The organism is Saprospira grandis (genome assembly GCF_027594745.1).
In the GTDB taxonomy this organism is placed as follows: Bacteria; Bacteroidota; Bacteroidia; order Chitinophagales; family Saprospiraceae; genus Saprospira; species Saprospira grandis.
Window position 1 is genome coordinate 3,894,242 of record NZ_CP110854.1, and the last position, 22,554, is coordinate 3,916,795.

At 44.2% G+C, this 22,554-nt stretch carries 21 protein-coding genes; 13 read left to right on the plus strand and 8 right to left on the minus strand.

All coding sequences use genetic code 11. The features are described from left to right. Window positions 1-33 precede the first annotated feature (33 nt). A complete protein-coding gene (locus tag OP864_RS15380; protein WP_270099035.1) occupies window positions 34-1,542 on the minus strand; it encodes a catalase in 1,509 nt (502 codons plus the stop codon). Window positions 1,543-1,952: 410 nt separating this feature from the next. On the opposite strand from OP864_RS15380, the gene OP864_RS15385 reads away from it, so the two are divergent. The 4 genes from OP864_RS15385 (at window position 1,953) to OP864_RS15400 (ending at window position 5,207) form a co-directional block, all read left to right on the plus strand. Then, on the plus strand, window positions 1,953-2,900 hold the full coding sequence (locus OP864_RS15385; protein WP_270099036.1) for a hydrogen peroxide-inducible genes activator: 948 nt from the start codon (window positions 1,953-1,955) through the stop codon (window positions 2,898-2,900). A 251-nt stretch (window positions 2,901-3,151) separates the two neighbouring features. Continuing rightward, window positions 3,152-3,703 (plus strand): hypothetical protein, encoded by a 552-nt coding sequence (locus OP864_RS15390; RefSeq protein WP_270099037.1) that lies wholly within the window; start codon window positions 3,152-3,154, stop codon window positions 3,701-3,703. Between the two features lie 268 nt (window positions 3,704-3,971). Continuing rightward, a complete protein-coding gene (locus OP864_RS15395) occupies window positions 3,972-4,508 on the plus strand; it encodes a hypothetical protein (RefSeq protein WP_270099038.1) in 537 nt (178 codons plus the stop codon). 6 nt (window positions 4,509-4,514) lie between these two features. Then, the gene (locus OP864_RS15400; RefSeq protein ID WP_270099039.1) at window positions 4,515-5,207 is read left to right on the plus strand and encodes a DUF2461 domain-containing protein; all 693 of its coding nucleotides are present in this window, start codon (window positions 4,515-4,517) and stop codon (window positions 5,205-5,207) included. A gap of 61 nt (window positions 5,208-5,268) precedes the next feature. Here OP864_RS15400 and OP864_RS15405 read toward each other — a convergent pair whose 3' ends face one another. From OP864_RS15405 to dapB, 4 genes are read right to left on the minus strand one after another with little or no spacing between them, the layout of a single operon-like run. After that, window positions 5,269-5,877, minus strand: a complete 609-nt coding sequence (locus tag OP864_RS15405) for a hypothetical protein (protein WP_270099040.1) — start codon at window positions 5,875-5,877, stop codon at window positions 5,269-5,271. A 33-nt stretch (window positions 5,878-5,910) separates the two neighbouring features. Next, window positions 5,911-6,837 (minus strand): ion channel, encoded by a 927-nt coding sequence (locus tag OP864_RS15410; protein WP_270099041.1) that lies wholly within the window; start codon window positions 6,835-6,837, stop codon window positions 5,911-5,913. A gap of 6 nt (window positions 6,838-6,843) precedes the next feature. Further along, the gene (locus OP864_RS15415) at window positions 6,844-8,088 is read right to left on the minus strand and encodes a DEAD/DEAH box helicase (protein ID WP_270099042.1); all 1,245 of its coding nucleotides are present in this window, start codon (window positions 8,086-8,088) and stop codon (window positions 6,844-6,846) included. After that, complete coding sequence (dapB, locus tag OP864_RS15420; protein WP_270099043.1) at window positions 8,089-8,817, minus strand: 4-hydroxy-tetrahydrodipicolinate reductase; 729 nt, start codon at window positions 8,815-8,817, stop codon at window positions 8,089-8,091. Window positions 8,818-9,182: 365 nt separating this feature from the next. On the opposite strand from dapB, the gene OP864_RS15425 reads away from it, so the two are divergent. From OP864_RS15425 to OP864_RS15440, 4 genes are all read left to right on the plus strand, one after another. Further along, complete coding sequence (locus tag OP864_RS15425) at window positions 9,183-9,383, plus strand: hypothetical protein (protein WP_270099044.1); 201 nt, start codon at window positions 9,183-9,185, stop codon at window positions 9,381-9,383. Window positions 9,384-9,642: 259 nt separating this feature from the next. Next, window positions 9,643-12,108, plus strand: coding sequence for a M48 family metallopeptidase (locus tag OP864_RS15430; RefSeq protein ID WP_270099045.1), 2,466 nt, complete (start codon window positions 9,643-9,645; stop codon window positions 12,106-12,108). Continuing rightward, the gene (locus OP864_RS15435; protein WP_270099046.1) at window positions 12,109-12,822 is read left to right on the plus strand and encodes a hypothetical protein; all 714 of its coding nucleotides are present in this window, start codon (window positions 12,109-12,111) and stop codon (window positions 12,820-12,822) included. 144 nt (window positions 12,823-12,966) lie between these two features. After that, on the plus strand, window positions 12,967-13,710 hold the full coding sequence (locus OP864_RS15440; protein WP_270099047.1) for a lysophospholipid acyltransferase family protein: 744 nt from the start codon (window positions 12,967-12,969) through the stop codon (window positions 13,708-13,710). Here OP864_RS15440 and OP864_RS15445 read toward each other — a convergent pair. Next, entirely contained in the window at window positions 13,707-14,204 is a 498-nt protein-coding gene (locus tag OP864_RS15445; protein ID WP_270099048.1) for a GbsR/MarR family transcriptional regulator, read from the minus strand. The genes OP864_RS15440 and OP864_RS15445 overlap by 4 nt on opposite strands. 170 nt (window positions 14,205-14,374) lie before the next feature. Then, entirely contained in the window at window positions 14,375-15,400 is a 1,026-nt protein-coding gene (locus tag OP864_RS15450) for an NAD-dependent epimerase/dehydratase family protein (protein ID WP_270099049.1), read from the minus strand. Window positions 15,401-15,703: 303 nt separating this feature from the next. Here OP864_RS15450 and OP864_RS15455 point away from each other — a divergent pair, with 303 nt between their 5' ends. From OP864_RS15455 to apaG, 3 genes are all read left to right on the plus strand, one after another. After that, on the plus strand, window positions 15,704-16,579 hold the full coding sequence (locus OP864_RS15455) for a YicC/YloC family endoribonuclease (RefSeq protein WP_270099050.1): 876 nt from the start codon (window positions 15,704-15,706) through the stop codon (window positions 16,577-16,579). Between the two features lie 90 nt (window positions 16,580-16,669). Beyond that, a complete protein-coding gene (gene gmk / locus OP864_RS15460; protein ID WP_015694187.1) occupies window positions 16,670-17,290 on the plus strand; it encodes a guanylate kinase in 621 nt (206 codons plus the stop codon). After that, window positions 17,268-17,657, plus strand: a complete 390-nt coding sequence (apaG, locus tag OP864_RS15465) for a Co2+/Mg2+ efflux protein ApaG (RefSeq protein ID WP_270099051.1) — start codon at window positions 17,268-17,270, stop codon at window positions 17,655-17,657. Before gmk ends, apaG begins: the two co-directional genes overlap by 23 nt. A 728-nt stretch (window positions 17,658-18,385) precedes the next feature. On the opposite strand, the gene OP864_RS15470 is transcribed toward apaG, so the two are convergent. Then, window positions 18,386-18,625 (minus strand): hypothetical protein, encoded by a 240-nt coding sequence (locus tag OP864_RS15470; protein WP_270099052.1) that lies wholly within the window; start codon window positions 18,623-18,625, stop codon window positions 18,386-18,388. A gap of 979 nt (window positions 18,626-19,604) precedes the next feature. On the opposite strand from OP864_RS15470, the gene OP864_RS15475 reads away from it, so the two are divergent. Together OP864_RS15475 and OP864_RS15480 are read left to right on the plus strand one after the other, a co-directional pair. Further along, window positions 19,605-21,320: an N-6 DNA methylase gene (locus tag OP864_RS15475; protein ID WP_270099053.1), complete on the plus strand. Its 1,716-nt coding sequence runs from the start codon at window positions 19,605-19,607 to the stop codon at window positions 21,318-21,320. Next, window positions 21,307-22,548 (plus strand): restriction endonuclease subunit S, encoded by a 1,242-nt coding sequence (locus OP864_RS15480; RefSeq protein ID WP_270099054.1) that lies wholly within the window; start codon window positions 21,307-21,309, stop codon window positions 22,546-22,548. Before OP864_RS15475 ends, OP864_RS15480 begins: the two co-directional genes overlap by 14 nt. The last annotated feature ends 6 nt before the right edge of the window (window positions 22,549-22,554 follow it).

Sequence of the window (22,554 nt, forward strand, 5' to 3'; positions counted from 1 at the left end):
ACAGACTGGGCTTTTTATCTTCCTCCACTAAATTTATTCATGTTTCAAACTGGCCATGACCGCCTCCACATCAACTTCTAGGCCTTGGGCCACGGCAGCACCCAATTTGGGGTCTACTCTAAAGAAGTGACAAAGTTGGCGATTGATAATCGTCTCTCGTTTTGGACCAGCAATGCCTTGCATAGCCCCCACAATATTGGCCACCAAATTATGGCGATCATAATCGTTCATGACTTCATTGAAAAGGGCGGCGGGCTGACTAAAATGATCGTTTTCGCCAGGCCCCTCATTCCGATCAAAGAAATCGGCCACAGGATCCTTAATTTCTTCCGCAGGCTCCGTATAACTCGCATCCTCATAAATGTCATCAAAACTATTGGGATAATAGTTGGGCCCCTCTTCGCCATTGCCATCTACTCGCATCAAGCCATCTCTTTGGTAATTTTTTACCGCAAAAGGACAACGATTAACGGGAATTTGCTCATAATTGGCCCCCAAACGATAACGATGCGCATCGGGATAAGACAATAAACGACCCTGCAACATTTTATCGGGCGAGTAGCCAATGCCATCCACAATATGAGCGGGCGCAAAAGCACTTTGCTCTACGGTAGCAAAGTAATTTCTAGGAATTTGATTCAATTCCAAAATACCCACTTCCTGCAAAGGGAAGTCTTTATGCGACCAAACTTTTGATAAGTCAAAGGGATTAAAAGGCAAAGCCTGCGCCTGCTCATCCGTCATGATCTGAATCATAAATCGCCATTTAGGGAAGTTGCCCGACTCAATCGCTTCTACCAAATCCCGCTGAGAGAAATCCATATCTTTGGCCCGCATCTGATCGGCCTCTGGCCCAGTCATATTTTTGATGCCTTGCAGCGTCTTAAAATGGAATTTTACCCAAACTCGCTCATTTTCCGCATTGATCATACTAAAGGTGTGCGAGCCATAACCATTCATATGGCGATAACCATAAGGGGTGCCTCGGTCCGAAAATAAAATCAAAACCTGATGCAAACTCTCCGGATTTAAACTCCAAAAATCCCACATCATGGTCGGACTTTTCAAGTTGGTTTTAGGATCCCGCTTCTGTGTATGAATAAAATCGGGAAACTTTTTGGGGTCTTTGATAAAAAAGACGGGCGTATTATTCCCCACCATGTCAAAATTGCCGTCTTCAGTGTAAAATTTTACCGCAAAACCTCTAGGATCTCGCTCGCTATCGGCGCTGCCTTTTTCGCCACCTACGGTAGAAAAACGCAGAAAAACCTTGGTCTCTTTGCCAATTTGGTTCAAAAACTTGGCGCGGCTGTACTTAGATACGTCTTGGGTCACGGTAAAAGTACCAAAAGCACCGCTCCCTTTGGCATGCACCACCCGCTCGGGAATCCGTTCGCGGTTAAAATGGGCCAGTTTTTCATGCAAAATATAATCTTCTAGCAAAAGAGGACCCCGACGGCCCGCAGATTTACTATTTTCGTGATTCGTATAAGGACGGCCAGAAGCCGAACGCAATTTATGGTTTTGCTCTTTCTTACTCATTATATAAGCTATGTTTAGGATGAGGAAAATAATATGGTTTTGGGGCCTCCCGCCTTCGGCGGGCGGTTACTCCCTTTGGTCGTCGAACTGCGGCCTAAAGGCCTTGTTGTCGTTTCACGGCTCGCTGTTGTTTTGGGGCCTCCCGCCTTCGGCGGGCGCTACGTTGCAGGGCTCGCTATTCGCTCGGCCCTTCGCAAAAAACAAGTTTTTTGCTCGGTCTGGCCTTCGGCCACCCTTGCACATCGCTAGGCCAACTAAAAGTTGCTGCGCAAAGAAAGGCTCCCTTTGGTCGCCCAGCTTGGACCACCATTGAATTTAGTATTTTTTCTTTGCTTAGGCAAATATAGTTTGTCTGCTTAATTGTTTAAAATGATATATTTGATACAGATATCGACTAAACCGATGATGAAATGAATTTACAGCAACTCGAATATATTTTGGCCCTAGAAGAGCATCGGCATTTTGTCAAGGCGGCAGAGGCTTGCTTTGTGACCCAATCTACCTTGAGCATGATGGTCAAAAAGTTGGAAGAAGAACTGGGCGCTCCCATTTTTGACCGAAAACAAAAGCCTTTGGCCCCAACGCCTTTAGGCGAAAAAATTTTGCGACAAGCTCGTTTGATTTTGCAGCAAGCTGGGCAGCTCAAAGCTATGGTCGATTGGGAGCAAAATCAGTTGGGCGGATGCTTGCGCTTGGGAGTGATTCCTACCTTAGCGCCTTATTTATTGCCCTTATTTTTGCCCAGTTTTCTGGCCGCTTGTCCAGATTTGCAAGTAGAGCTCCGAGAAATGCAAACCCAAGAGATGGAACGGGCCATGCTTGCGGGAGATTTGGACCTAGGCATTTTGGCTTTGCCTTTTGGCCATCCTACTTTGGTCCAAGAAAGCCTCTTTTATGAAGACTTCTTATTATATGGAGATGATTTTGAAATGGAGAAAAACTACTTCTTAACCGAAGAGTTGGACCTTTCTCAACTTTGGCTGCTGGAAGAAGGCCATTGTCTCCGCCAACAATTGGTTGATTTTTGTGCCTTGCAGTTGCAAACTGGCGAAAGTCGACAGCTTAATTATTTGGCGGGCAGTTTGGAAAGTCTCCGCATGCTAGTCGATTATCAGGGAGGATTTACCATTTTGCCCAGATTGGCGGGCCAGGCTTTGCCGCCCAAACAACAGGCGAGCTTGCGCAGTTTTGCTACACCCGAACCTTATCGAGAAATTGGTTTGCTTCGGCCCGCCAACTTTGAGCGCCAAGCTCTACTCGATTTACTCAAAGAACAAATTTGGTCTCATTTGCCTCCCGCTTGCCCCAGAGAACTGCCCGCAGCAGGAAAATCTTGGCCCGTTCATTTTGAGGATTAGGGGCGGCGAAGCCGCCCTGGCCCGAAGGGCCAATTGGCCCAGCGCTGCGGAGTGGGTGGCCGCAGGCCAGACCGAGCAAAACGAGCCCTAGCGAAGTTTTGCGAAGGGCCGAGCGAGTAGCGAGCCCCGCAGCATAGCGGCGGCCGCCCCAAATTGAAGGGCGGCCGCGGGCCCCAAAAAAGAAATAATCTAAAAACTAAGGACTGCATTTCATTTTTGATGATTAAAGCAGCTGAAAAACAATGAAAATTATGGTGGTTGATAATTTACAATCCTTGATAGATGAGGTGCTTTTACTGGCTAAGGATAAAGAAAAGTATATAGAAAAAATAGTTCAGCCCTATCCCTTGATGGAAGAATTGCGCAAAGAACTGAGCGACTATGCCGATGTATCAATACATGATGGATTAAAAGTGAAAGTTTATATTGACCACTCCGAATTCAAATCTGGAGACTTGGAAATCTACTATCAGACGAGCCTGTCTTTTTCTAAGTTTGTCAATGCAGTAAGACTCACGTTTTATTGTTCTGTGAAAAATCCAGATCCTAGGACTCATAGCGGATACATTGACCGAGAAAGTTATGACGATTGCTTTATTCAAGAACAATTTGATTTGTGCGAAAAATTAGTGTCATTTTTTGATAAACATGGAATTACATTGATTATGGATCAAGAATATGAATATGTTGTAGCTGGTTTAGACTTTGTTAATCAAAGATTCTCTTTTCGACAAGCACAACCTACGGCAGGACTGTTGTTTTTTGAAGACTTTTTTGGTTATGCTGAAGAGCGATGGGGATGAGAGCGCCGTTGCTAGCTTATAGCTTTTTTTTTTTTAAGTAGAAATGGGCGTAAAAAGCCCTAGCGAAGTTTTGCGAAGGGCCGAGCGACCCGACCAATGGGAGTCGACGCAGCGAAGCAAGTAGTAGCGAGCCCCAGAGGCTGCCCCAAAAAGGAAACGATTAAATCTCCATACCCATGAAAAAAGTATATTTCCCCAGCCTTTTATTGGCTTGTTGTTTTTTGCTTTATGCCTTTACGGCTTGGCCCGAAAAAAGGAAAAAGTAGAGTTGAATTATCAAGATTTTCTGGCTCTTTTTGAAAAAAAGCCTTATCCCATTGTCGTCAATTATGAAAAATTTGAGACCGAAAAGAGTCGAAAAACTTTTCAGGATGAATTATGGGAAACAATAGATGGCCAATGGATTAAGCCCGTTTTTGCGCCATTTATTCCAGAATTAGAGGCGGGAACTTTTACTAGAGAAGGGCCGGCTCGTTTTCAGTCTCAGGCCTTATTGGCCCAAACTGACAACTACGATTTACTGCTTTATGTGGTTATGCCCCCTTGGCGAAGCTCCGAAAAATGGCTGTTGGCCAGCTATAGCAAAAAAGGGGAGTTATTGACCGAGCTGCCCATTGCTTTGAATGCAGAACATGAACAATTGGGCGCTATTCTATCTGAAGATGGCTCGCTGATGATTCAGCAGTGGAAAATTGAGATCGAAAAAGGTGTTTTACAGTATAAAGAAGTTGATTTTAAGCGATTTATCGTCCAAGAAGATGGTCATTTTCGCCAAACATTTGGCGAGCCTTATCCTAAAAAGTAAAATAAGATGCAATATTTTGATGCGGATTTCCTCGGTTTTTTTCGAGAATTGGCCGCCAACAACGAAAGAGAATGGTTTAAGGCGCGCAAAAAGCGCTATGAGGAGTCGGTCAAGCAGCCTTTTGCGCGTTTGATTGAGGATTTGGGCCAGGAAATGCAGCGGATAGAGCCGGGCATTGATTTGCGTTTGCCCAAAGAATTGATCTTTCGGATTTATAAGGACAGTCGATTTTCCAAGGATAAAAGTCCGTACAAGCTGCATGCTTCGGCCATTTTATCATCTAAAGGGCGAAAAGCGATTGATTGGCCCGCCTACTATTTGCAAATTGGTCCGGCGGGAATTTGGGTGGGCGGTGGCGCCTATCGTTTATCGCCGGCTCAAGTTTTGGCTGTTCGGGAAGCTATTTTGGACCAAAGAGAAAACTTTGAGCGTTTATTGGCCCAGCCTGCTTTTGAGCAGTATTATCCAGCGGGTTTGCAGGGCGAAAAACATAAGCGCATCCCCAAGCAATTTCGAGCTTTGGGCGAGGAATTGCCCCTGATTTACCAAAAGCAATATTATTTTATGCGGACCTATGAGGAGGAGGCAGAAATGGATGAAATTCTGCAAAGCAAGGAGCTTTTGCCTTGGCTTTTAGAACATTTTGAGGCGGCCATGGGGGTTAATCGTTTTTTGCGAGAGGCTTTGGTGGGGGAGTAGGGCATTAAAAAAGAGCCGAAGGAATTTTCTTCGGCTCTTTTTGTAAAATCAATTTATAGATCTATCTCAATTCTACCTTGATGCTGCTAATGGTTTTTGAGATTTCTCTTTGGTCATAAATATCAATAATATCTATCTCATTGCGTAGACCGAAAGAATTTCGTCCAGCGGCAAAACTATAGCCATTTTGTTTTGCATTAAACTCAATATCAACTCGATAAAGTCCTTTTTTTGTAGCATAAGCACAAATATGTGTGAAATACCCAATTTGTACAGCATAAATATTTACGCCATCTTTTTTCGCTAATAGTTCGACTGTTGCGCCTAGTTTTTTTAGAAATTGATTGAAGTGATCTAAAGACTCAGAAGATGGGCTAGAATGAGTGAAGCCTTCAAAATCTTCGACCAAAAGGAGAAGTTTTTTATGGCGTTTGGCATCCTCATAGTCAGGTTCAAAATCTTCAATATCTCCAACAAGGGAAGATACTTTTCTATGAAGGTCTTCTATCTTATCGTCAAAATCTTCCATGTTTTCGGCCCATTCGCTAATACTTTTATATTGTCTTACCAAAGAGCTGTAGTCAGATTCTAGACCGCTTAGGCTTTGAGCCTGGACCGTATTAAATGTAAATAATGAAAATAGGATAAGGAAAAAAGTAGTAGTTTGCATTTGGTTTATTTGAAAAGTTATTAGAATCTAGAGTTATAATTTTACATACTCAAAATCAGATATTTTACTCAGCTCCAATAGCGTCTTCCCATTTCGGCCAGCATGAAACATAGGTACAAATTGCGCATGCCAAACCATTTCCTCACTACTATAAGAGTGGTAGGACCGGAGTTGGATGCCATGGCTATCATCATGGGCCTGAAAAATGACAATAAGCTCTAGTTTTTGGCGAGAACAACTGCTTTTTCCCAAATTTTGAATGGGCGAATCTTCATTGAGCGGATGCACTACGGTCCAATTGAGGGGCATAATGCGCAGTTGTTCTCGCTCTAAAGGCAAAAGCGAAAATTTTCGACTCAATTGGCCCAATTCATTCTCTTCCAACCAACTGGCCACCAAAGAAATTTGCGCCTCGGCCAATACTTTTTGTCGGGCATTGGCTATGCGAAACATTAGGGCTTTTCCATCCTGATAGGGCGCAATCAAGATGTTTTTGCTATAACGCAATTTTAAATTGGGCTTAGAAAAACGGGCAAAAAGCAGCCCCGTGGCCAAGGCAAAACTCAATAAACCCACAAAGGCACCCGCAGCAGCAATGCAATTGGCGGCAAAACCTTCTGGACTCACACTGCCATAACCTACGGTGGTCAGAGTTTGCACACTAAAAAAAAAGGCCTGCCAAAAATGCGAAAGCTCGGGATTTCCCGTACTCAATTGCTCAATGCCCACAGCCAAATACAAAAGCGCAAAAACTGTGTTAATGAGCAAATAAAAAGCAGTGAGGACCAAAAAGAAGCTCCACCAAGATAGGTCAACTAACCACTGATAGGACTGAAAACGCTCAAAAAAAGCATTGTCTCTATAAATGTTGAACTGCCCATTGGGCAAGATTAAACGATCTTGTTCCCCTCGAAGGGCGGTGCCAAAACCCAAATCCTGAAAGCGCCTCTTTTTGGCCATCTCCTTTTATTTCTTCCGTTTTTTACGTCGATTTTTCTTGCTGTCTTCGGCTTCTTGGATTTCTCGCATTACGTCCTTAAACGAATATGTCTGCGAATCACTGAGGTCGATGGTGGCTTCATAATCCTCTACCGGAATATCCAGCAATTTGATTTTTTGCCCCATATAGTCCTCAATTTTCTCCAACATTTCTTCTTCTCTAGGCGCACAAAAAGAAATGGCTTTCCCTCTTTTTCGACCTCGGCCCGTTCGGCCCACTCGATGCACATAGTTCTCGGCCTGATCGGGCAAATCATAGTTAATGACCAAATGCACATTGGGAATATCAATGCCTCGAGCACTCACATCGGTGGCAATGAGCAAACGAACTTCGCCTTCGGCAAAGGCTTTGAGCGCAGCAGTTCGCTCTTGCTGTTCTTTGTCGCCATGCAGACTTCTGGCCTCAATATTTACTTTTTGCATAGCTGTCAACAGCCGTTCTGCCCGCACACGGGTACGCACAAAGGCCAAAATCTTCTGATTGGGATTTTCCTTATACAAACGCTCCAAGAAAAAGCGCTTGTCTTCCATTTCTACAAAGCAAAGGGAGTGGTCAATATTTTTATTGACGGGATCTTTGGGCGAAATCTGAATCCGAATGGGATTAGAGACTAGCGAATAGGCCAGTTTCTTAATTTTCTGGTCAATAGTAGCCGAAAAAAACAGGGTTTGCCGCTTTTGGGGCAGCCGCTGCAAAAGGTCCTGAATATCTTCATAAAACCCAAATTGCAACATTCTATCGGCCTCATCCAAAACCAAGGTTTTTACAGCCTGCAAACGCAATGCGCCCTGAGCTTGTAGGTCAAACAAACGACCAGGCGTAGCCACCAAAATATCAACTCCTGTCTCCAATTTGGCCAACTGCTTATCCTGCTTGCTCCCCCCATAAATGGCCAGGGTTTCAATCCAACTTCCACGAGTCAAATTATGAATAAAGGACTCAATTTGTTGGGCCAATTCATGCGTAGGCACCATCACTACCACCTTGGGCGACCGTCCTTTGCTTTGATCCTTTCCCGCTAGCAGTTGCTGCGCCAAAGGAATGGCAAAAGCGGCCGTTTTTCCCGTTCCGGTTTGGGCCACGGCCAAAACATCCTGCCCTTTCAAAATGGGCTCAATTGCTTTATACTGAATATCGGTGGGCCGCTTAAATTCTAGGGCGGCCAGACGCTCCTTTAAGATTTGCTCAAAGGGATAACGACTAAATTTCATTTATTGCTCTTTTAAAAGGTCTTTCATTCCAAATACACCCTTTTTTCCCGCCAACCATTCGGCCGCTTTGAGGGCGCCAGCCGCAAAACCAATGCGGCCTTTTGCACGATGTGTAATTATAATTTCATCTTCCGAAGATGCATATTTCAGGCTGTGCGTGCCCGGAACTCCCGCTTCTCTTAGCGCAAAAATGGGAAAATGATTTTCTTTTTGGCTGCCTTCTAAATTGGGAAATTCGGCCAAATACCAATCTTCAAAGCGTTGGTTGTGGGCCAAAACGCCCTGCGCCAAAGAAATAGCGGTCCCAGAAGGAGCATCTTTTTTCTCCAAATGATGGATTTCCTCCATTTCCAATTGGTATTGCGGCTGCCCGGCCATCAATTCGGCCAAACGCTCATTGAGGGCAAAAAATAAATTGACGCCAATGCTAAAGTTAGAGGCATAAAAGAAGGCGCCCTTTTTTTCTTCGCAGGCCGCAGCCATTTTATCCCAATCAGCCAACCAAGCGGTAGTGCCCGAAACAACGGGAATCCCTCTTTCAAAGCAAGCCAAATAGTTGTTCAAGGCAGCATCGGGCTGACTAAATTCAATGGCTACCTCTGCTTCCAACTCAAAATTATCCCAATCGCTAGCTTGGTTAATTTTTCCGACCACTTCATGCCCGGCAGCCTGCGCCATTTTATCTAGGGTTTGCCCCATTTTTCCATATCCGATGAGTAGAATTTTCATTTTTTCTGTTTTTATTTTTTTTGGGGCCTCAGCTGCGGCTTCGCCTTGCTGCGGGCTGTGTCGCGGCTCGCTATTCGCTCGGCCCTGCAGTTTTTTCGCTGCGCTCAAAAACTTGGGTCTGCGGCTGCGCCGCCCCGCTTTCCATCCCTAGGCCTGCGGGCGCTTCGCGCCCTCTTGGACCGAAATAGTTTAGACTTTGCGATAATTTTTTCATTCCGCCCCAAAGATACGCAAGTCTATAAGAACTCATTTAAAAAAGGCAGTCTTATAGCCATGGGAAGAAATTTTTTTTAAAACTGTTTAGATAGGCTGGATTCAGTTGCTGTTTCTTGTGCAAAGAATTTTTTTAACTAAAAGCACAAAAAATGTTTAGACTTTTATTTGCCCTATTGCTCTTGCCCTTTAAGATTTTTGGAAAACTATTTCGTTGGGCGGACTGGATTATGTCGGAGGATGAAAAATCTTATGCAAAAACCCAGAAGCACAAAAAGAACAACAGAAAACGAAGAGAAAAATATAGAGAGAAAAGAATCCGAGAAAATAATGGAGAAGTAGGTCGCCGTTAGGCCTTTCAATTAGCGGTTTTCAATTAGCAACAGGCAGAAAAATCAATTTGATTTTTCTGCCTGTTTTTTTTGGTCCCAAAAAAGAAGAAGATTTTTTGAGGCGAGGAAAAAATTGAACGTAAAATTAGTCGAAGAAAAAAAATAGCCTGAAAAAAAGCCACTGGAGCGGATGAGCGATGTGTAGCCCAAAAAATATTTTTTAAAACATCCTTTTCTTTATTTTTGCGGCAATTATTCTAAAAAAGATAAAAGCCAAAAAATGAGAAGAGCACTAATTTGTTGCTACTTACTGTTGTTTTTTATTCAGCAGGGGAGTTGGGCCCAAGATTTTGATAATTATCGGCCCTTGCGATCGCAGGGAGAGATTCCAGAGCGTTTTTTAAATTCGGCCGCTAAAAAGTATGAGTTGGGTTTGTCGCAAATAGATCCGGGCTTGAAAGGGAGTCGCTTAAAAATTCAGCAGCAATTTTATGCGAGTTCTATTTATAGCATGGATGATTTGTTGCGCAGTGGACTGGTGCTTTTTGGAACGCCCTTAAATGACTATGTGAATGAGGTCGGACAGCGTTTGCTCAAGCATTGTCCAGAGTTGGAAGGCGTAAATGTAGAGTTTTATATTTTGCGTTCGCCAGCCGTGAATGCTTTTGCGGCGGGAACAGGGTTGATTTGTGTAAACATGGGCTTGTTGGCGCAGTTGGAAAATGAGGCGCAATTGGCTTTTATTTTATCTCATGAGTTGATGCATGTGATTAAGCAGCACAGCATGAGTAAATATGAGCGAGAACGGGCCATTTTTAATGAAAATCGCCGAAGATTTGTGCTTCGTAAAGAAACATTTGATGCGCAGTTATTGGAGCGGAGCCGATATTCTAAAGAATTAGAGTTTGAGGCGGATAAAGGGGGCTTGGATATTTTTTTGAAAACGGAATATAGTGTAAAAGCCATTCAAAAAACTTTCGAGATACTCAACTACAGCCATTTGTTGCATGATAATCGTCCCTTTGATCGCAGCTACTTTAATTCGGGTAGTTGTCAGTTGCCCGCAGAAATTTTTATGTCGGAAGAGGAATTGCATCCTGTTTCGGACTGGACTGAGGAAGAGGATAGTTTGAGTACACACCCGAGTACGCTTAAACGTTGGAAAGAAATAGAAAAAGCGGCTGCTGGAAAAGAGAGCGGAAGTAAAACGTTTATGATTTCTCAGGAAAGATTTGATTTAATGCGTAAAACGGCTCGTTTTGAGCAGGCATTCTACTACCTCAATAATTATCGCTACGAGGATGCTATTTATAGTTGTTTTCTCTTGCGCCAAGAGGAGCCCAATAGTAAATTCTTGCGTTTTTTGGAGCTTAAGGCTATGAATGCCCTGGGGCATCGTTTAAATTATTATGCAGAAAAATGTTTGAGTAGCTATTATTTAGAAGATCAAAGTAGCAAAGATTCTTTGGCCTTTAATAAAATAGAGGGAGGACAGCAGCAAATTTATTATTTGACGCATTCTTTAAGAAGTTATGATTGGGCAGCCTTGAATATGTATCGGGCTTGGGCATTAAAGAATGATTATCCAGAGGATAAATATATTTTGGCCCATTATGAAGATGCAATTCATTTGCTTTTGCAACATTTTCCAAGCGTTGTAGATTTACCCAAGGCCATGTCTGCGGCCGAGCGAGCGAAATATATGCAAGATCCTAGGAGTCGCCCTCCTTTTCGGCCAGGAAGTATAACGCAAGATGATTTGCCCAGAGCATTTAAAAATTTGAAAGGGCCAGTTATCTTTAATGTTTATCGAGCGAAATATGAATATCCTGACCTGAGTAAGGACTTTAACTTAGCCAGCTATATTTTGTCAGATTTTGTAGAGGATGCGAGTTTTATAGAGGATTATGAAGCGGAAAAGCTAAAGCGCGAGAAAAATGATAATCAAGTTGCAGCCGCCTATAACTCTAAAGAGGAGAATTCAAAGCGGATAGAGCGAATGATGGCCGACCGCAAAGCCTTTAAACAAGAAACCCTGCCAGGATTAGGTTTAGATTCTGTCCTTTTGGTCGATCCCTATATATTTATTCAACCCAATTTTAAAAAGAATCCTTTTAGAACAGCAACGCAACTTGAGGACAGAGAAAAAGCTAGAGATGCTTTTTGCGCAGAAATTTTAGAAGTTGCTGAAGAAAACAACTTGAAAATTAAGTTGCTAGATAGCCGATATCTCAATCGCTTGAATATTGAAGAGTTTAGTGATATCGCAATTCTAAAAAAATGGTTGCAGCAGCGAAACACCTTTGCTAAGCGCCATCAACCTGCTTTTAACCAAGAGGAGGTTGACCGAATTTGTGACCGCTATAATATTCACGATATTTTGCTGTTGGGAAAAATAGAAACGCGACCATCTAATTCCAAAATGATTTGGCAAGGGGCGGTTCCCTTGATTGCAGGGACGGCCGCAGCAGCTTTGGGTGTTTCTCAAATCATGAAAGGAAGTGAAAATCAGACTACAGGCCTAATTTTAATTGCTGGAGGAGCTGTGGCCATGACTTGGGGCCAAGTTAGTTTGAGTAGAGATTTCAGAAAGTATCAGTCACTCTATTATAGTAGTGTGTTTAACAGCAAAACATCTCAAGAAACTAGGTTAAGTTTTATGCGACTAAAGGGGATGGCTGTAAGCAGATACAACCGCTATAATTTGCTTAACGATATTCGGTTAATTCGCCGCACTAAAAAATAAATGATGAAACAGTATTATTTCGGACTACTATTGTCCTTATTTAGCTTGGGGCTTTTTGCCCAAAAAGGCTATTACTATGAAGATATTGACGCCCTTAATGCAGATGAAGGCATTGGCATTGCAGATATTAAGCGCATAAAAGTAAAGGAAAAAAACTTTTTTAGCTTCCAGATTATTACCTCAGCGGGCGAAAAGATTAAGAACCCCTTTAATAGAGAGGAGATTAGTTTTGTCAAGTATAATCAAGAGTTCTTTGCTTTTTTTCAGGTTTACATAGGCCCAAAGATGTATGGACTCAATCAAGTGGCCTTCCTAGAAAATGAGAGTCCCAAATTGCTGGCACGCTATCATATGACCCTTAAATCAATGGGCAGCTTTCTTTATTTCCGTCGAGATTTACCTCCAGGAGGAGAAGAGAAATTTGCTAGCTGGCGAAAAAGTACTTACCCAAAAAAAAGAGGCTATGTAGGCCTATTGCTTTATGGTAAAGGCAAAACTTCTTCCTATGCTTTTGGGGCTAAAATCGATTTTATCAAGATGCTGCGCGATATGAGCGAATATGACCGCTCGGCAGAAGATTTACTCGAAAAATGCCAAAAGTTTTTAGAAGAAAAACGGGCCAAAAGCAAAAAACGCAAAAAGAGAAAAATTCGCATCAAATTAGAAGAGTTTGAACAGCTGCTGTTTGAATTTGAACAAGCACAACGCATCTAAATTTATTTCTCTTTAGCCCAAAAAGGGGCCGATAAATCCTCGAGATTTATTAGCCCCCTTTTTTAAGTTTTCCCTAAGCGTTCTTTTTCTATAACTTGTTTATCTTGCCCAAAATTTATTTAATTAACCAACTTGCTAAAGTTTATGCTTCGCCTCCTCCGCAATATCTTTTGTTTTTGGCTGCTGCTGATGTTTTTATTCACTGGCGCTTTGGTCTTTCCTTTCTTTTGGCTCAGTTTCAAGTTGCTCAAAGGAGAGCGAGAAGCCTGGACCACCCTCTATATTACCAAGTTTTGGGGCTTTTTGTTGGGGATTTTGTCTGGGCATTGGATTCGGATTCGGGGCAAGGAAAAAATTGACCCCAAGGAACGCTATGTGATGGTGAGCAATCACTTATCTATGATGGATATTCCCGTTTGTGCGGCTGCCGCCCCCATGCCTTTTTCTTATTTGGCCAAATGGGGCGTCCGAAAAATTCCCGTGGTGGGTTTTGTCTCCCACTACCGAGACGTTTTTGTCGATCGCCGTAGCCCAGAAAGCCGCAAAGCGAGTATGCTCAAATTGCAAAAGTATTTGGAGGAGCAGCGCTCCATCCACTTATTTATTGAAGGTACCCGAAATGTCTCCGATGAACCCCTGCAGGCCTTCCATAATGGGGCTTTCAACTTGGCGGTAGACAGCCAGCAGCCCATAGCGGTACTAACCATCATCAATACCGATAAGATTCTGAGCTCCAAAAAGAAGTTTCAGGCAGGGCCTGGCCTTTGCTGGGGCGTTTGGTCCGACCCCATTCCCACTCAAGGAAAAAGCCGAGCCGATATCCCCGCCCTAAAAGAAGAGGTGCGCCAAAAAATGCTAGCGACCCTAAAAGAATTTGGCCGCGCCTAAAGCATCTTGAGCAAAACGCTCATCAGCCATTCGCTATCGGCATCCACCAATCTTTCGAGCAAACCATCGGCTTTTTTAGAAAAGAGCTCAATAGATTGAATCATGGCGACAAATTCCTCCTTTTCCTTGCTTTCTCCCTCAATATCTTGCACATCTTCTAGCACCTGAAGGGCGGGCTCCAGCTCTTTTTTCTTGCGGTGAATAATAATTTGCCGCACGACCTTCCACATGTCTTTTTCGGCCACAAAATACTCTCTTCGTTCTCCCGCTTTTAGGCGTTTATAGACTAAGCCCCAGTCAATTAGGGCGCGGAGATTCATGTTTGAGCTACCTCTAGAAATTTGGAGCTCGGCCATCACATCATCGGCAGAAAGGGGCGCTTCGGAGACCAGCAGCAGGGCATGTACCTGGGCCATACTTCTGTTGATTCCCCAATTGGAGCCAAATCCGCCCCAGGCTTCAATAAATTTTTCTTTTGCTTCTTGCAGTTGCATAGTTGTTCTTGTTTCTGAGCAGATTTTTCTTTTTTTGGGGCCTCAGCTGCGGCTTCGCCTTGCTGCGCTATGTTGCGGGGCTCGCAGGTCTGCTCGGCCCTGCGTTTTTTTTCGCTGCGCTCAAAAAAACTGGGTCTGGCCTGCGGCCACCCCTGCACAGCGCTAGGCCTTTAGGGGGCCAGTAGGCCAAAGGGCTGTTCTCCGCTCTCGGCTAATTTATACAATTTGGCGCTATCTTGCATACAAACAGACAAGGGACGAAAATCTTTGCCTAAAAAATCAATCACTTTTTGGTTGTCATATTCGTATTTGCTATTCAAATTGCGGGCAATTTCTTCGGTAATTACTGGGGGCAAGCCTCTAATCCAACTACGGAGCTTTTCCAGTCGCCAAAGGAGTTCAACGCCCCAACTGGGCAATTTTCTTTTGGGGGGCTTTTTGCCCAAGGCATTGGCCATCTCGCTAAATAGGGTTTGGTAGCTACAATTTATACCATTTAAGATAAAGCGTTGTCCCTGCGCCTGAGGATTTTGCAAAAGGGCCAAGGAAAACTCGGCTACATCTCGCACATCCACAAAGCCGGTGGCCCCAGCAGGATAAAAGGAAAGTCCCTTGGCCACTTGCTGAAACATTTGGGCGGTGCCCTTGGCCCAATAGCCTGCCCCCATAATCACCGAGGGATTGACAATGCAGGCGGGCAAACCCTCCTGAATTCCCCGCCAAACCTCGCATTCTGCCTTAAATTTACTAATGGCGTAATTAGAATTATATTTACTGTTTTCCCATTGGGATTGTTCATCAATGCGCAACTTTTTTTCGTCTCGGCCCAAAGCGGCAATGCTACTCACAAAAAGCGATTCAGAAATGTTGGCATTTAGGGCCGCATTGACCAAATAAGCCGTGCTATCGGCATTGAAGCGGATCATTTTTTCGGCCTCTTTGGGCTGAAAAGAGACCAAGGCTGCTGCATGAATTAGGCTATCTACTCCTTCTAGGCAACTTTCTACAAAAGAGAGGTCCAGTAAATCGCCTTCTCTCCAATTAATTTGTTGGGCCATTTCGCCCAGTAGGTCCATAGGGCTATCGGGCCGTTTGCTGGCCCGAATCCGATAGCCTGCTTTTAGGGCCTCTCGGACCAAATAAGCGCCTAAAAAGCCGGTGGCCCCAGTAATAAAAAGTAGTTTTTGATTATCCATGCGAAAGAGAAAAAATTCTGAGCGTTGCAAAATAAATAGCGGCGGGCTGTGCCGCCAAGCGCTATTTGGCCTAGCGATGCGAAAGGGGGCGGCGAAGCCGCAGACCAAAGCCCGCAGGGCTGCAGGGCCGAGCAGACCTGCGAGCCCCAAAGCGTAGCGCCGCAAGGCGAAGCCGAAGCGGAGGCCCCAAAAAATAAAAACAGTTTGGGCCAAGATAAAGCTTTTGGGCAAAAAAAAGGCGGCTAGCTTGGGAAGACAATGGAATAATGCGACCTTTGTGCCCTTAACCAACATCATTTGGAGATGCTATACTCAATGACGGGCTACGGACGTGGCCAAAAAGAAGGCAACAAAGGCCATTATTTAGTAGAAATTCGGGCCGTAAACAGCAAAGGCTGTGATTTGCGTCTGCGTTTGCCCTTGCAGTTTCAGGCCAAAGAAATGGAGCTGCGCCGCCTATTGCAACAGCGATTGGGCCGAGGAAAAATTGATTTTAGCCTACAATTAAGCCATGCCGAAAAAAGCGATTACCGCATTGATGAGGGCGCTTTTATGGCTTATGCCGAGCAACTCAAAAGTTTGGGGGCCGAGCTAGAAGTGCCGCCCGGTGATTTGTTGTATACCGTAAGCCGCCTGCCTGCGGTGGTCGTGCCCAATGAGGATAGTTTGTCGGAAGAAAGTTGGGCCGAGCTTTTGGCGGCGGTAGAGTTGGCCATTGCGCAATTTAATAGTTTTCGGGCCGAGGAAGGCTTGGCCATGCAAAAAGATTTGTTGGGCCGACTAGAAGAAATTGAGGCGCTTTTGCAAGAGCTGCCCAAACATGAAGAAGAGCGGCTGCAAAATGTGCGAGAGCGCTTGCACAATAATTTAGATAGCATTTCTTTGAAAAAAGAGCTAGATGAAAACCGCTTTGAGCAAGAGTTGTTATATTATTTAGATAAGCTCGACATCTCGGAAGAAAAAGTGCGTTTGGCCCAACATTGCCAGTACTTTAAGGAGGTACTTTTGGCTGAAAAGCCCGCCCAAAAAGGGAAAAAACTCAACTTTATCAACCAAGAGATGGGCCGAGAAATCAATACCCTAGGCTCTAAGGCCAATCATGCGCCCATTCAGCGCCTAGTCATTCAAATGAAAGAGGAAGCCGATAAAATCAAGGAGCAACTGGCTAATGTGCTCTAAAAATCGGCCTATTTTCCCTATGTTTGTGGCCTATTTCAAAATGGAAGCGTTTTATAAAAAAGCACTTTCTCACAGAATATCGCAGAATACATGCAGCAAGAAGCCAAACTGATCATCTTTACCGCCCCCTCTGGAGCGGGGAAAACCACTATCGTCAAACATTTGCTCAAAACCCGCAAAGATTTGGCCTTCTCTATTTCGGCCTGTACCCGTAGCCAGCGCTATGGCGAGGTGAACGGAATGGATTATTACTTTTTGTCTTTACAAGACTTTAAGCGCCGGATCGAGGCCGATGAATTTGTGGAATGGGAGGAAGTCTATGACAATCAGTTTTATGGCACCTTAAAAGAAGAGGTGGAGCGTTTGTTGGCCTTGGGCAAAAGTGTTCTTTTTGACATTGATGTCAAAGGAGCCGTAAATATCCAGAAGCATTATCCAGAGCGCTCGCTCTCGATTTTTGTCAAGCCGCCTTCTGCCGATACGCTTTTTGCGCGTTTGCGGGGCCGCAAAACGGAAGATGAAGAAAGTCTGCGCAAGCGGATTGCTCGGGCTAGCGATGAGCTGACCTATGAATGTAAATTTGACTACACTTTGGTCAATGACAATTTGGAGGTCGCCTTAGCGGAAGCCGAAAAAGTAGTAGAAGCCTTTATTTCGGAAGGTAATTCGGGTTTAGAAAAACTAAAGCATGGAAACGGCCATCACGCATAATATTAAGGTTACGGTAAGCGCTGTTTATCAGCCAGATTACTCTCGGCCCTTGCGCTCGGACTTTGTCTTTGCCTATCAAATTCGCATTGACAATTTGGGCAAGCGTCCTTTGCAGCTACTCAGCCGATATTGGTTGATTTGGGATTCTAATGGCAGCCAAAGAGAGGTAGAAGGCGAGGGCGTAGTGGGCCAGCAGCCGGTATTATATGCTGGCGATTTTCATGAATACGTTTCGGCCTGTCCTTTACAGAGCGATATTGGCTATATGCAGGGCTATTATATCATGCGTTATTTGGATGGCGAAGAGGAGGAGGTCAAGGTGATTGTTCCTCGTTTCCGTTTGCAAACGCCTTTTAAGAATAATTAGAAAGGAGCGACTCTAAGGAGTCGCTTTTTTTATGCCAAATAGTTAGTTCATTTTCTTGTCGATGGGGTAACGATTAGAAGGATTTGGGGCCCGCGGCCAGCAAGCTGGCCGCCGCTATGCTGCGGGGCTCACAGGGATGTTCGGCCCTTCAGGCTTCACTTCGTTTCGCCTTCGGTCTGGCCTACGGCCACCCCTGCGCAGCGCTGGGCCGTTTGGCCTTTGGCCATCTGTAGGTTGAAACCTACAGGCTCATATTATACAGGACCCTAGGGCCAAGGCCCTAGGCTAAAGCTAAAGTCGCCCCCTCTGTGGAGGGGGCTTTTTTGTGCTTCGGTCAATGGTTGTTTTAGGGAATAGCCATAACAGCAGAGAAAAAGCGAACAAGGACTTTCTCCGTCAGTTCGCTCAGTCAAGAACCCTGGGCTTCAGCCCAGGGCAGTAAGAATAGAAGTTGTTGAAGAAGCTTAAGGGTGTAGTGAGCGTATTTTCCCATGGGCTGAAGCCCATGGTTGCGGGTCTATGCAAACTGGCTGGCTAAAGCCCTTGTTTGCTTGTATTAGCAGTTGTTATGGGCCGATGGTTTTAACCATCGGCTCATTTTTATTGCAGTTAGTCTGGCCTCTTTTGTTGCTGTAGGTTTCAACCTACAGGCCCATATTATACAGGACCCTAGGGGCTTTTCCCTAGGCGACTATTGGCTAAATCCTAATAAGCTAAAGAGCCAAATTTTATTCGGATACAGAAAACCCTGAACAGTCCCGCGGTAAGCTATTCTGCAGTTTCAAAATGGCATCTTGCATTTGCGGTAAGCTATTCTGCAGTTTCAAAATGGCATCTTGCATTTGCGGTAAGCTATTCTGCAGTTTCAAAATGGCATCTTGCATTTGCGGTAAGCTATTCTGCAGTTTCAAAATAGCATCTTGCATTTGCGGTAAGCTATTCTGCAGTTTCAAAATGGTATATTCCATTTAGGTGGAGCTATTCTGCAGTTTCAAAATGGCATATTACAGTTGCGGTAAGCTATTCTGCAGTTTCAAAATGGCATATTACAGTTGCGGTAAGCTATTCTGCAACTGCAGAATAGGGCGTAAATGTTTTGATGGGGTGTTTGATCTCTGTCCAATAGGGCGTAAAAGTTTTGATGTGGTGTTTGATCTCTGTCCAATAGGGCGTAAATGTTTTGATGGGGTGTTTGGCCTTCGGCCAAGCTGTAGGTTAAAACCCACAGCCAATTAACGAATGCATTTTAATATGGTATGGAGGGTTGAAACCCTCCATAGATAAACAGCTTCTGGGCGGTTTAAATCATAAATGTAGCGGCTATAAGGGCCGTTAAAAGAATGAGGGTTTCAACCCTCATTCATATATCATTGCGAAGCAATACCGCCCTTGTATGGCTGTAGGTTTCAACCTACAGGCTCATATTATACAGGACCCTAGGGCCTTGGCCCTAGGCTAAAGGTAAAGTCACCCCCTCCGTGGAGGGGGCTTTTTTGTGCTTCGGTCAATGGTTGTTTTAGGGAAGGTGGTTAGGGGCTGGCTGGAATGCAAATCCCCTCGAATGAGGGGATGGCGATTTTTTAGATAGCCTAGGGCCTTGGCCCTAGGTGTAGGGAAATAATAAGGTCTGATGGGATGGATGATAATAGATAATGAGATACAGGCCCATATAGCAGGCGGCGAAGCCGCCGCAGGCCTAGCGATGTGCAGCAGTGGCCGTCAGGCCAGACCGAGCCGCCCTAGGCGGCGAAGGGCCGAGCGAACAGCGAGCTGCGGAACGTAGCGCCTGCCGCAGGCAGGAGGCCCAAAAAGATTATCCTGAATGAAAACAAAGAGCTGCTTTTTCTTTTTTAGTTGGACTATATAGCTGCTTTTTCCTAAATTAGGCGCAGACCATAGGGTCTTAGATGGAGTTCAAGACAAAAATTCAAATTGATAAATATAGTTATGCAAAATTTTCAGGAGATATCATCTTTTATTTGGGGGGTCTGTGATGACGTGCTAAGAGGGTTGTTTAAGCAGCATGAGTATGGGGATGTGATTTTGCCCTTTTTGGTGCTTAGACGATTGGATTGTGTGCTGGAGCCGCATAAGGATGCTGTGCATCAATTGTATGAGGAGCTGACGGCCAAAGAGGTGGAGCCTAGCCCTATTATTAGAAAGAAGACGGGCCTGAAGTTCTTTAATCACTCTAAATTTGATTTGCAGCGATTGAAGGCAGATTCTAAGGGCCTGAAACTTAATTTTGCTACTTATCTCAGTAGTTTCTCTCAGAATGTGCGTGTTATTCTCGATAACTTTCAGTTGGATAAGCCTGTGGCTAAGCTGCAAAAAAACAATAAGCTTTTTCTGCTGATTAGTAAATTTACGGAGGTGGATTTGCATCCCGATAAGGTGGATAACCGCATGATGGGGAAGATTTATGAGGAGTTGCTCCGCAAGTTTTCGGAGATGTCTAATGAGACGAGCGGTGACCACTATACGCCTAGAGATTGTGTGAAATTGGTGGTGGCGCTGCTTTTTGCTGAGAATACAGAGAGCTTGAAGGGGGAGGGGATTATCCGTTCTATTTTTGACCCCTGTTGTGGTACGGGGGGAATGCTGACGATGGCGAAGGAGTGGATTAAGGAGAACATCAATGAAGAGGTCCGACTTAATTTGTTTGGCCAAGAGATGCAGCCCCAAACCTATGCGATTTGCCAGTCCGATATGTTGATTTCGGGAGAAGACCCCAATAACATTAAGCTGGGTAGTTCTTTATCAGAGGATCAGTTTGGGCTCAAGCAGTTTGATTATATGCTCTCTAATCCGCCTTATGGGGTGTCTTGGAAGGCCGAAAAAGAGGCCGTTTTGGAAGAGGCCAAGGACCCCTTGGGCCGTTTTACGGCAGGTACGCCCAGAACCTCTGATGGGGCCTTGCTTTTTGTGCTGCATATGTTGGCCAAGATGAGAGATAAGGGCTCGCGGATTGGGGTGGTGCTGAATGGCTCGCCCTTGTTTACGGGAGATGCGGGCAGCGGAGAAAGCAATATCCGCAAGTACATTATTGAGCAGGATTATTTGGAGTGTATTGTTGCTTTACCCGATCAGATGTTCTTTAATACGGGAATTTCTACCTACATCTGGATTTTGAATAACAATAAGTCCGAAAAGCGCAAGGGCAAGGTCCAGCTCATTGATGCGACTAGTTTTTATAGCCCAATGAAGAAATCATTGGGACAAAAGCGCAAGGCGGTTAGCGATCAGCAGCGAGAAGAGATTTTGCGCTATTATCGGGAGATGGTCGAGAATGAACAATCTAAAATCTATGATAATGAGTTCTTTGGCTATACTAAGGTCACGATTGAGCGGCCAGTAGTAGAAAACGGCCAGGCTGTTCGCAAAAGAGATGGCAGCCTAAAAGCCGATAGCAAGCTTAGAGATTATGAGCGGATTCCGCTCAGTCAGGATATTGAGGCCTATTTTGAAGCCGAGGTGGCCCCACATCTTAGCGATGCTTGGATGGATAGAAGTAAGGATAAGCTGGGCTATGAAATTAACTTTAGTAAGTATTTCTATCAATATACCCCCCTGCGTAGCCTGGCCGAAATAACCCAAGAACTATGGGCCCTAGAACAAGAATCTGAAGGACTTTTTAAAGCAATTATGGATGAAACGGTATAGTGCGTATAAGGAAACAGCAGTGGAATGGATCGGGGAGATTCCTGAGCATTGGGAGGTTACAAAGATGAAATATACCAACAAAATTATCATGGGGCAATCGCCTAGCTCTGATGATTATATTTTTGAACCAATAGCACAACCTTTTTTACAAGGAAATGCTGAGTTTGGATCAAAATATCCATCCCCTAAGGTATGGTGTGATAATGTTAATAAAAGTGCAGAAAAAGGTGATATTCTTATTTCTGTGAGGGCCCCAGTTGGAGCTTTAAACATTGCCAATCAAAAGTATGGAATAGGTAGAGGCTTAGCAGCGATAAGAGCTGATATGCATCATTCTCAATACTTATACTACTATTTGTATTCACTTAACGATTATCTAAATAGTTTAGGAACAGGCTCTACTTTTAAAGCTATTTCTACTACGGATGTTGGAAATATAGTTATACCCATCATCCCTGAGATGGAGCAGCAACAAATCGTTGCCTATCTCGATAAAAAAACGGCCCAATTAGATCGTTTGCTTGGGTTGAAGGAAGAGAAAATCAAGCTCCTCCAAGAGAAGCGGACCGCTTTAATCAATCAGGTGGTGACAAAAGGGCTAGATAGGACGGTAACGATGAAGGACTCGGGAGTGGAATGGATTGGGGAGATTCCTGAGGGCTGGGAGAAGGTTCGAATGAAATTTTTGTGTGATATAACAACTGGTGCGAAAGATACTAAGGACCGAGAAGATGATGGATTGTATCCATTTTTTGTACGTTCTCAAACTATAGAAAAAATCAATACATTTAGTTTTGATGGAGAAGGTATTCTTACTGCTGGAGATGGTGTTGGCGTAGGTAAAGTATTTCATCATTACATTGGTAAGTTTGATTTTCATCAGCGTGTATATTTACTGTATAATTTTAAGAGGATTATTGGCAGGTATTTATATTTATATATGAAGAATAACTTTTTAAAGACAGTAGAAAATCAAAACGCAAAATCGACTGTCGATTCATTGAGAATGAATATGCTGCAAGATTTTACTGTTGTGCTTCCACCAAAATTTGAGCAGCAACAAATCATTACCTACTTAGACCAAGAGACGGCTAAGATAGATCATCTCATCCGTACGGAGGCTAAAAAAATAGCCTTGCTCAAGGCTTATCGGCAGTCTTTGATATCGGAAGTAGTAACAGGCAAAAAGAGGGTAGCGGACTGCTGCCTAGAACTAGAGAAGAATTAAAAAACA

Excerpts from the sequence above, each read along its gene's own strand:
- OP864_RS15380 (WP_270099035.1), bottom strand. The coding sequence starts at position 1,542 with ATGAGTAAGAAAGAGCAAAACCATAAATTGCGTTCGGCTTCTGGCCGT.
- OP864_RS15385 (WP_270099036.1), top strand. The coding sequence starts at position 1,953 with ATGAATTTACAGCAACTCGAATATATTTTGGCCCTAGAAGAGCATCGG.
- OP864_RS15390 (WP_270099037.1), top strand. The coding sequence starts at position 3,152 with ATGGTGGTTGATAATTTACAATCCTTGATAGATGAGGTGCTTTTACTG.
- OP864_RS15400 (WP_270099039.1), top strand. The coding sequence starts at position 4,515 with ATGCAATATTTTGATGCGGATTTCCTCGGTTTTTTTCGAGAATTGGCC.
- OP864_RS15405 (WP_270099040.1), bottom strand. The coding sequence starts at position 5,877 with ATGCAAACTACTACTTTTTTCCTTATCCTATTTTCATTATTTACATTT.
- OP864_RS15410 (WP_270099041.1), bottom strand. The coding sequence starts at position 6,837 with ATGGCCAAAAAGAGGCGCTTTCAGGATTTGGGTTTTGGCACCGCCCTT.
- OP864_RS15415 (WP_270099042.1), bottom strand. The coding sequence starts at position 8,088 with ATGAAATTTAGTCGTTATCCCTTTGAGCAAATCTTAAAGGAGCGTCTG.
- dapB (WP_270099043.1), bottom strand. The coding sequence starts at position 8,817 with ATGAAAATTCTACTCATCGGATATGGAAAAATGGGGCAAACCCTAGAT.
- OP864_RS15425 (WP_270099044.1), top strand. The coding sequence starts at position 9,183 with ATGTTTAGACTTTTATTTGCCCTATTGCTCTTGCCCTTTAAGATTTTT.
- OP864_RS15430 (WP_270099045.1), top strand. The coding sequence starts at position 9,643 with ATGAGAAGAGCACTAATTTGTTGCTACTTACTGTTGTTTTTTATTCAG.
- OP864_RS15435 (WP_270099046.1), top strand. The coding sequence starts at position 12,109 with ATGATGAAACAGTATTATTTCGGACTACTATTGTCCTTATTTAGCTTG.
- OP864_RS15440 (WP_270099047.1), top strand. The coding sequence starts at position 12,967 with ATGCTTCGCCTCCTCCGCAATATCTTTTGTTTTTGGCTGCTGCTGATG.
- OP864_RS15445 (WP_270099048.1), bottom strand. The coding sequence starts at position 14,204 with ATGCAACTGCAAGAAGCAAAAGAAAAATTTATTGAAGCCTGGGGCGGA.
- OP864_RS15450 (WP_270099049.1), bottom strand. The coding sequence starts at position 15,400 with ATGGATAATCAAAAACTACTTTTTATTACTGGGGCCACCGGCTTTTTA.
- OP864_RS15455 (WP_270099050.1), top strand. The coding sequence starts at position 15,704 with ATGCTATACTCAATGACGGGCTACGGACGTGGCCAAAAAGAAGGCAAC.
- gmk (WP_015694187.1), top strand. The coding sequence starts at position 16,670 with ATGCAGCAAGAAGCCAAACTGATCATCTTTACCGCCCCCTCTGGAGCG.
- apaG (WP_270099051.1), top strand. The coding sequence starts at position 17,268 with ATGGAAACGGCCATCACGCATAATATTAAGGTTACGGTAAGCGCTGTT.
- OP864_RS15470 (WP_270099052.1), bottom strand. The coding sequence starts at position 18,625 with ATGGAATATACCATTTTGAAACTGCAGAATAGCTTACCGCAAATGCAA.
- OP864_RS15475 (WP_270099053.1), top strand. The coding sequence starts at position 19,605 with ATGCAAAATTTTCAGGAGATATCATCTTTTATTTGGGGGGTCTGTGAT.
- OP864_RS15480 (WP_270099054.1), top strand. The coding sequence starts at position 21,307 with ATGAAACGGTATAGTGCGTATAAGGAAACAGCAGTGGAATGGATCGGG.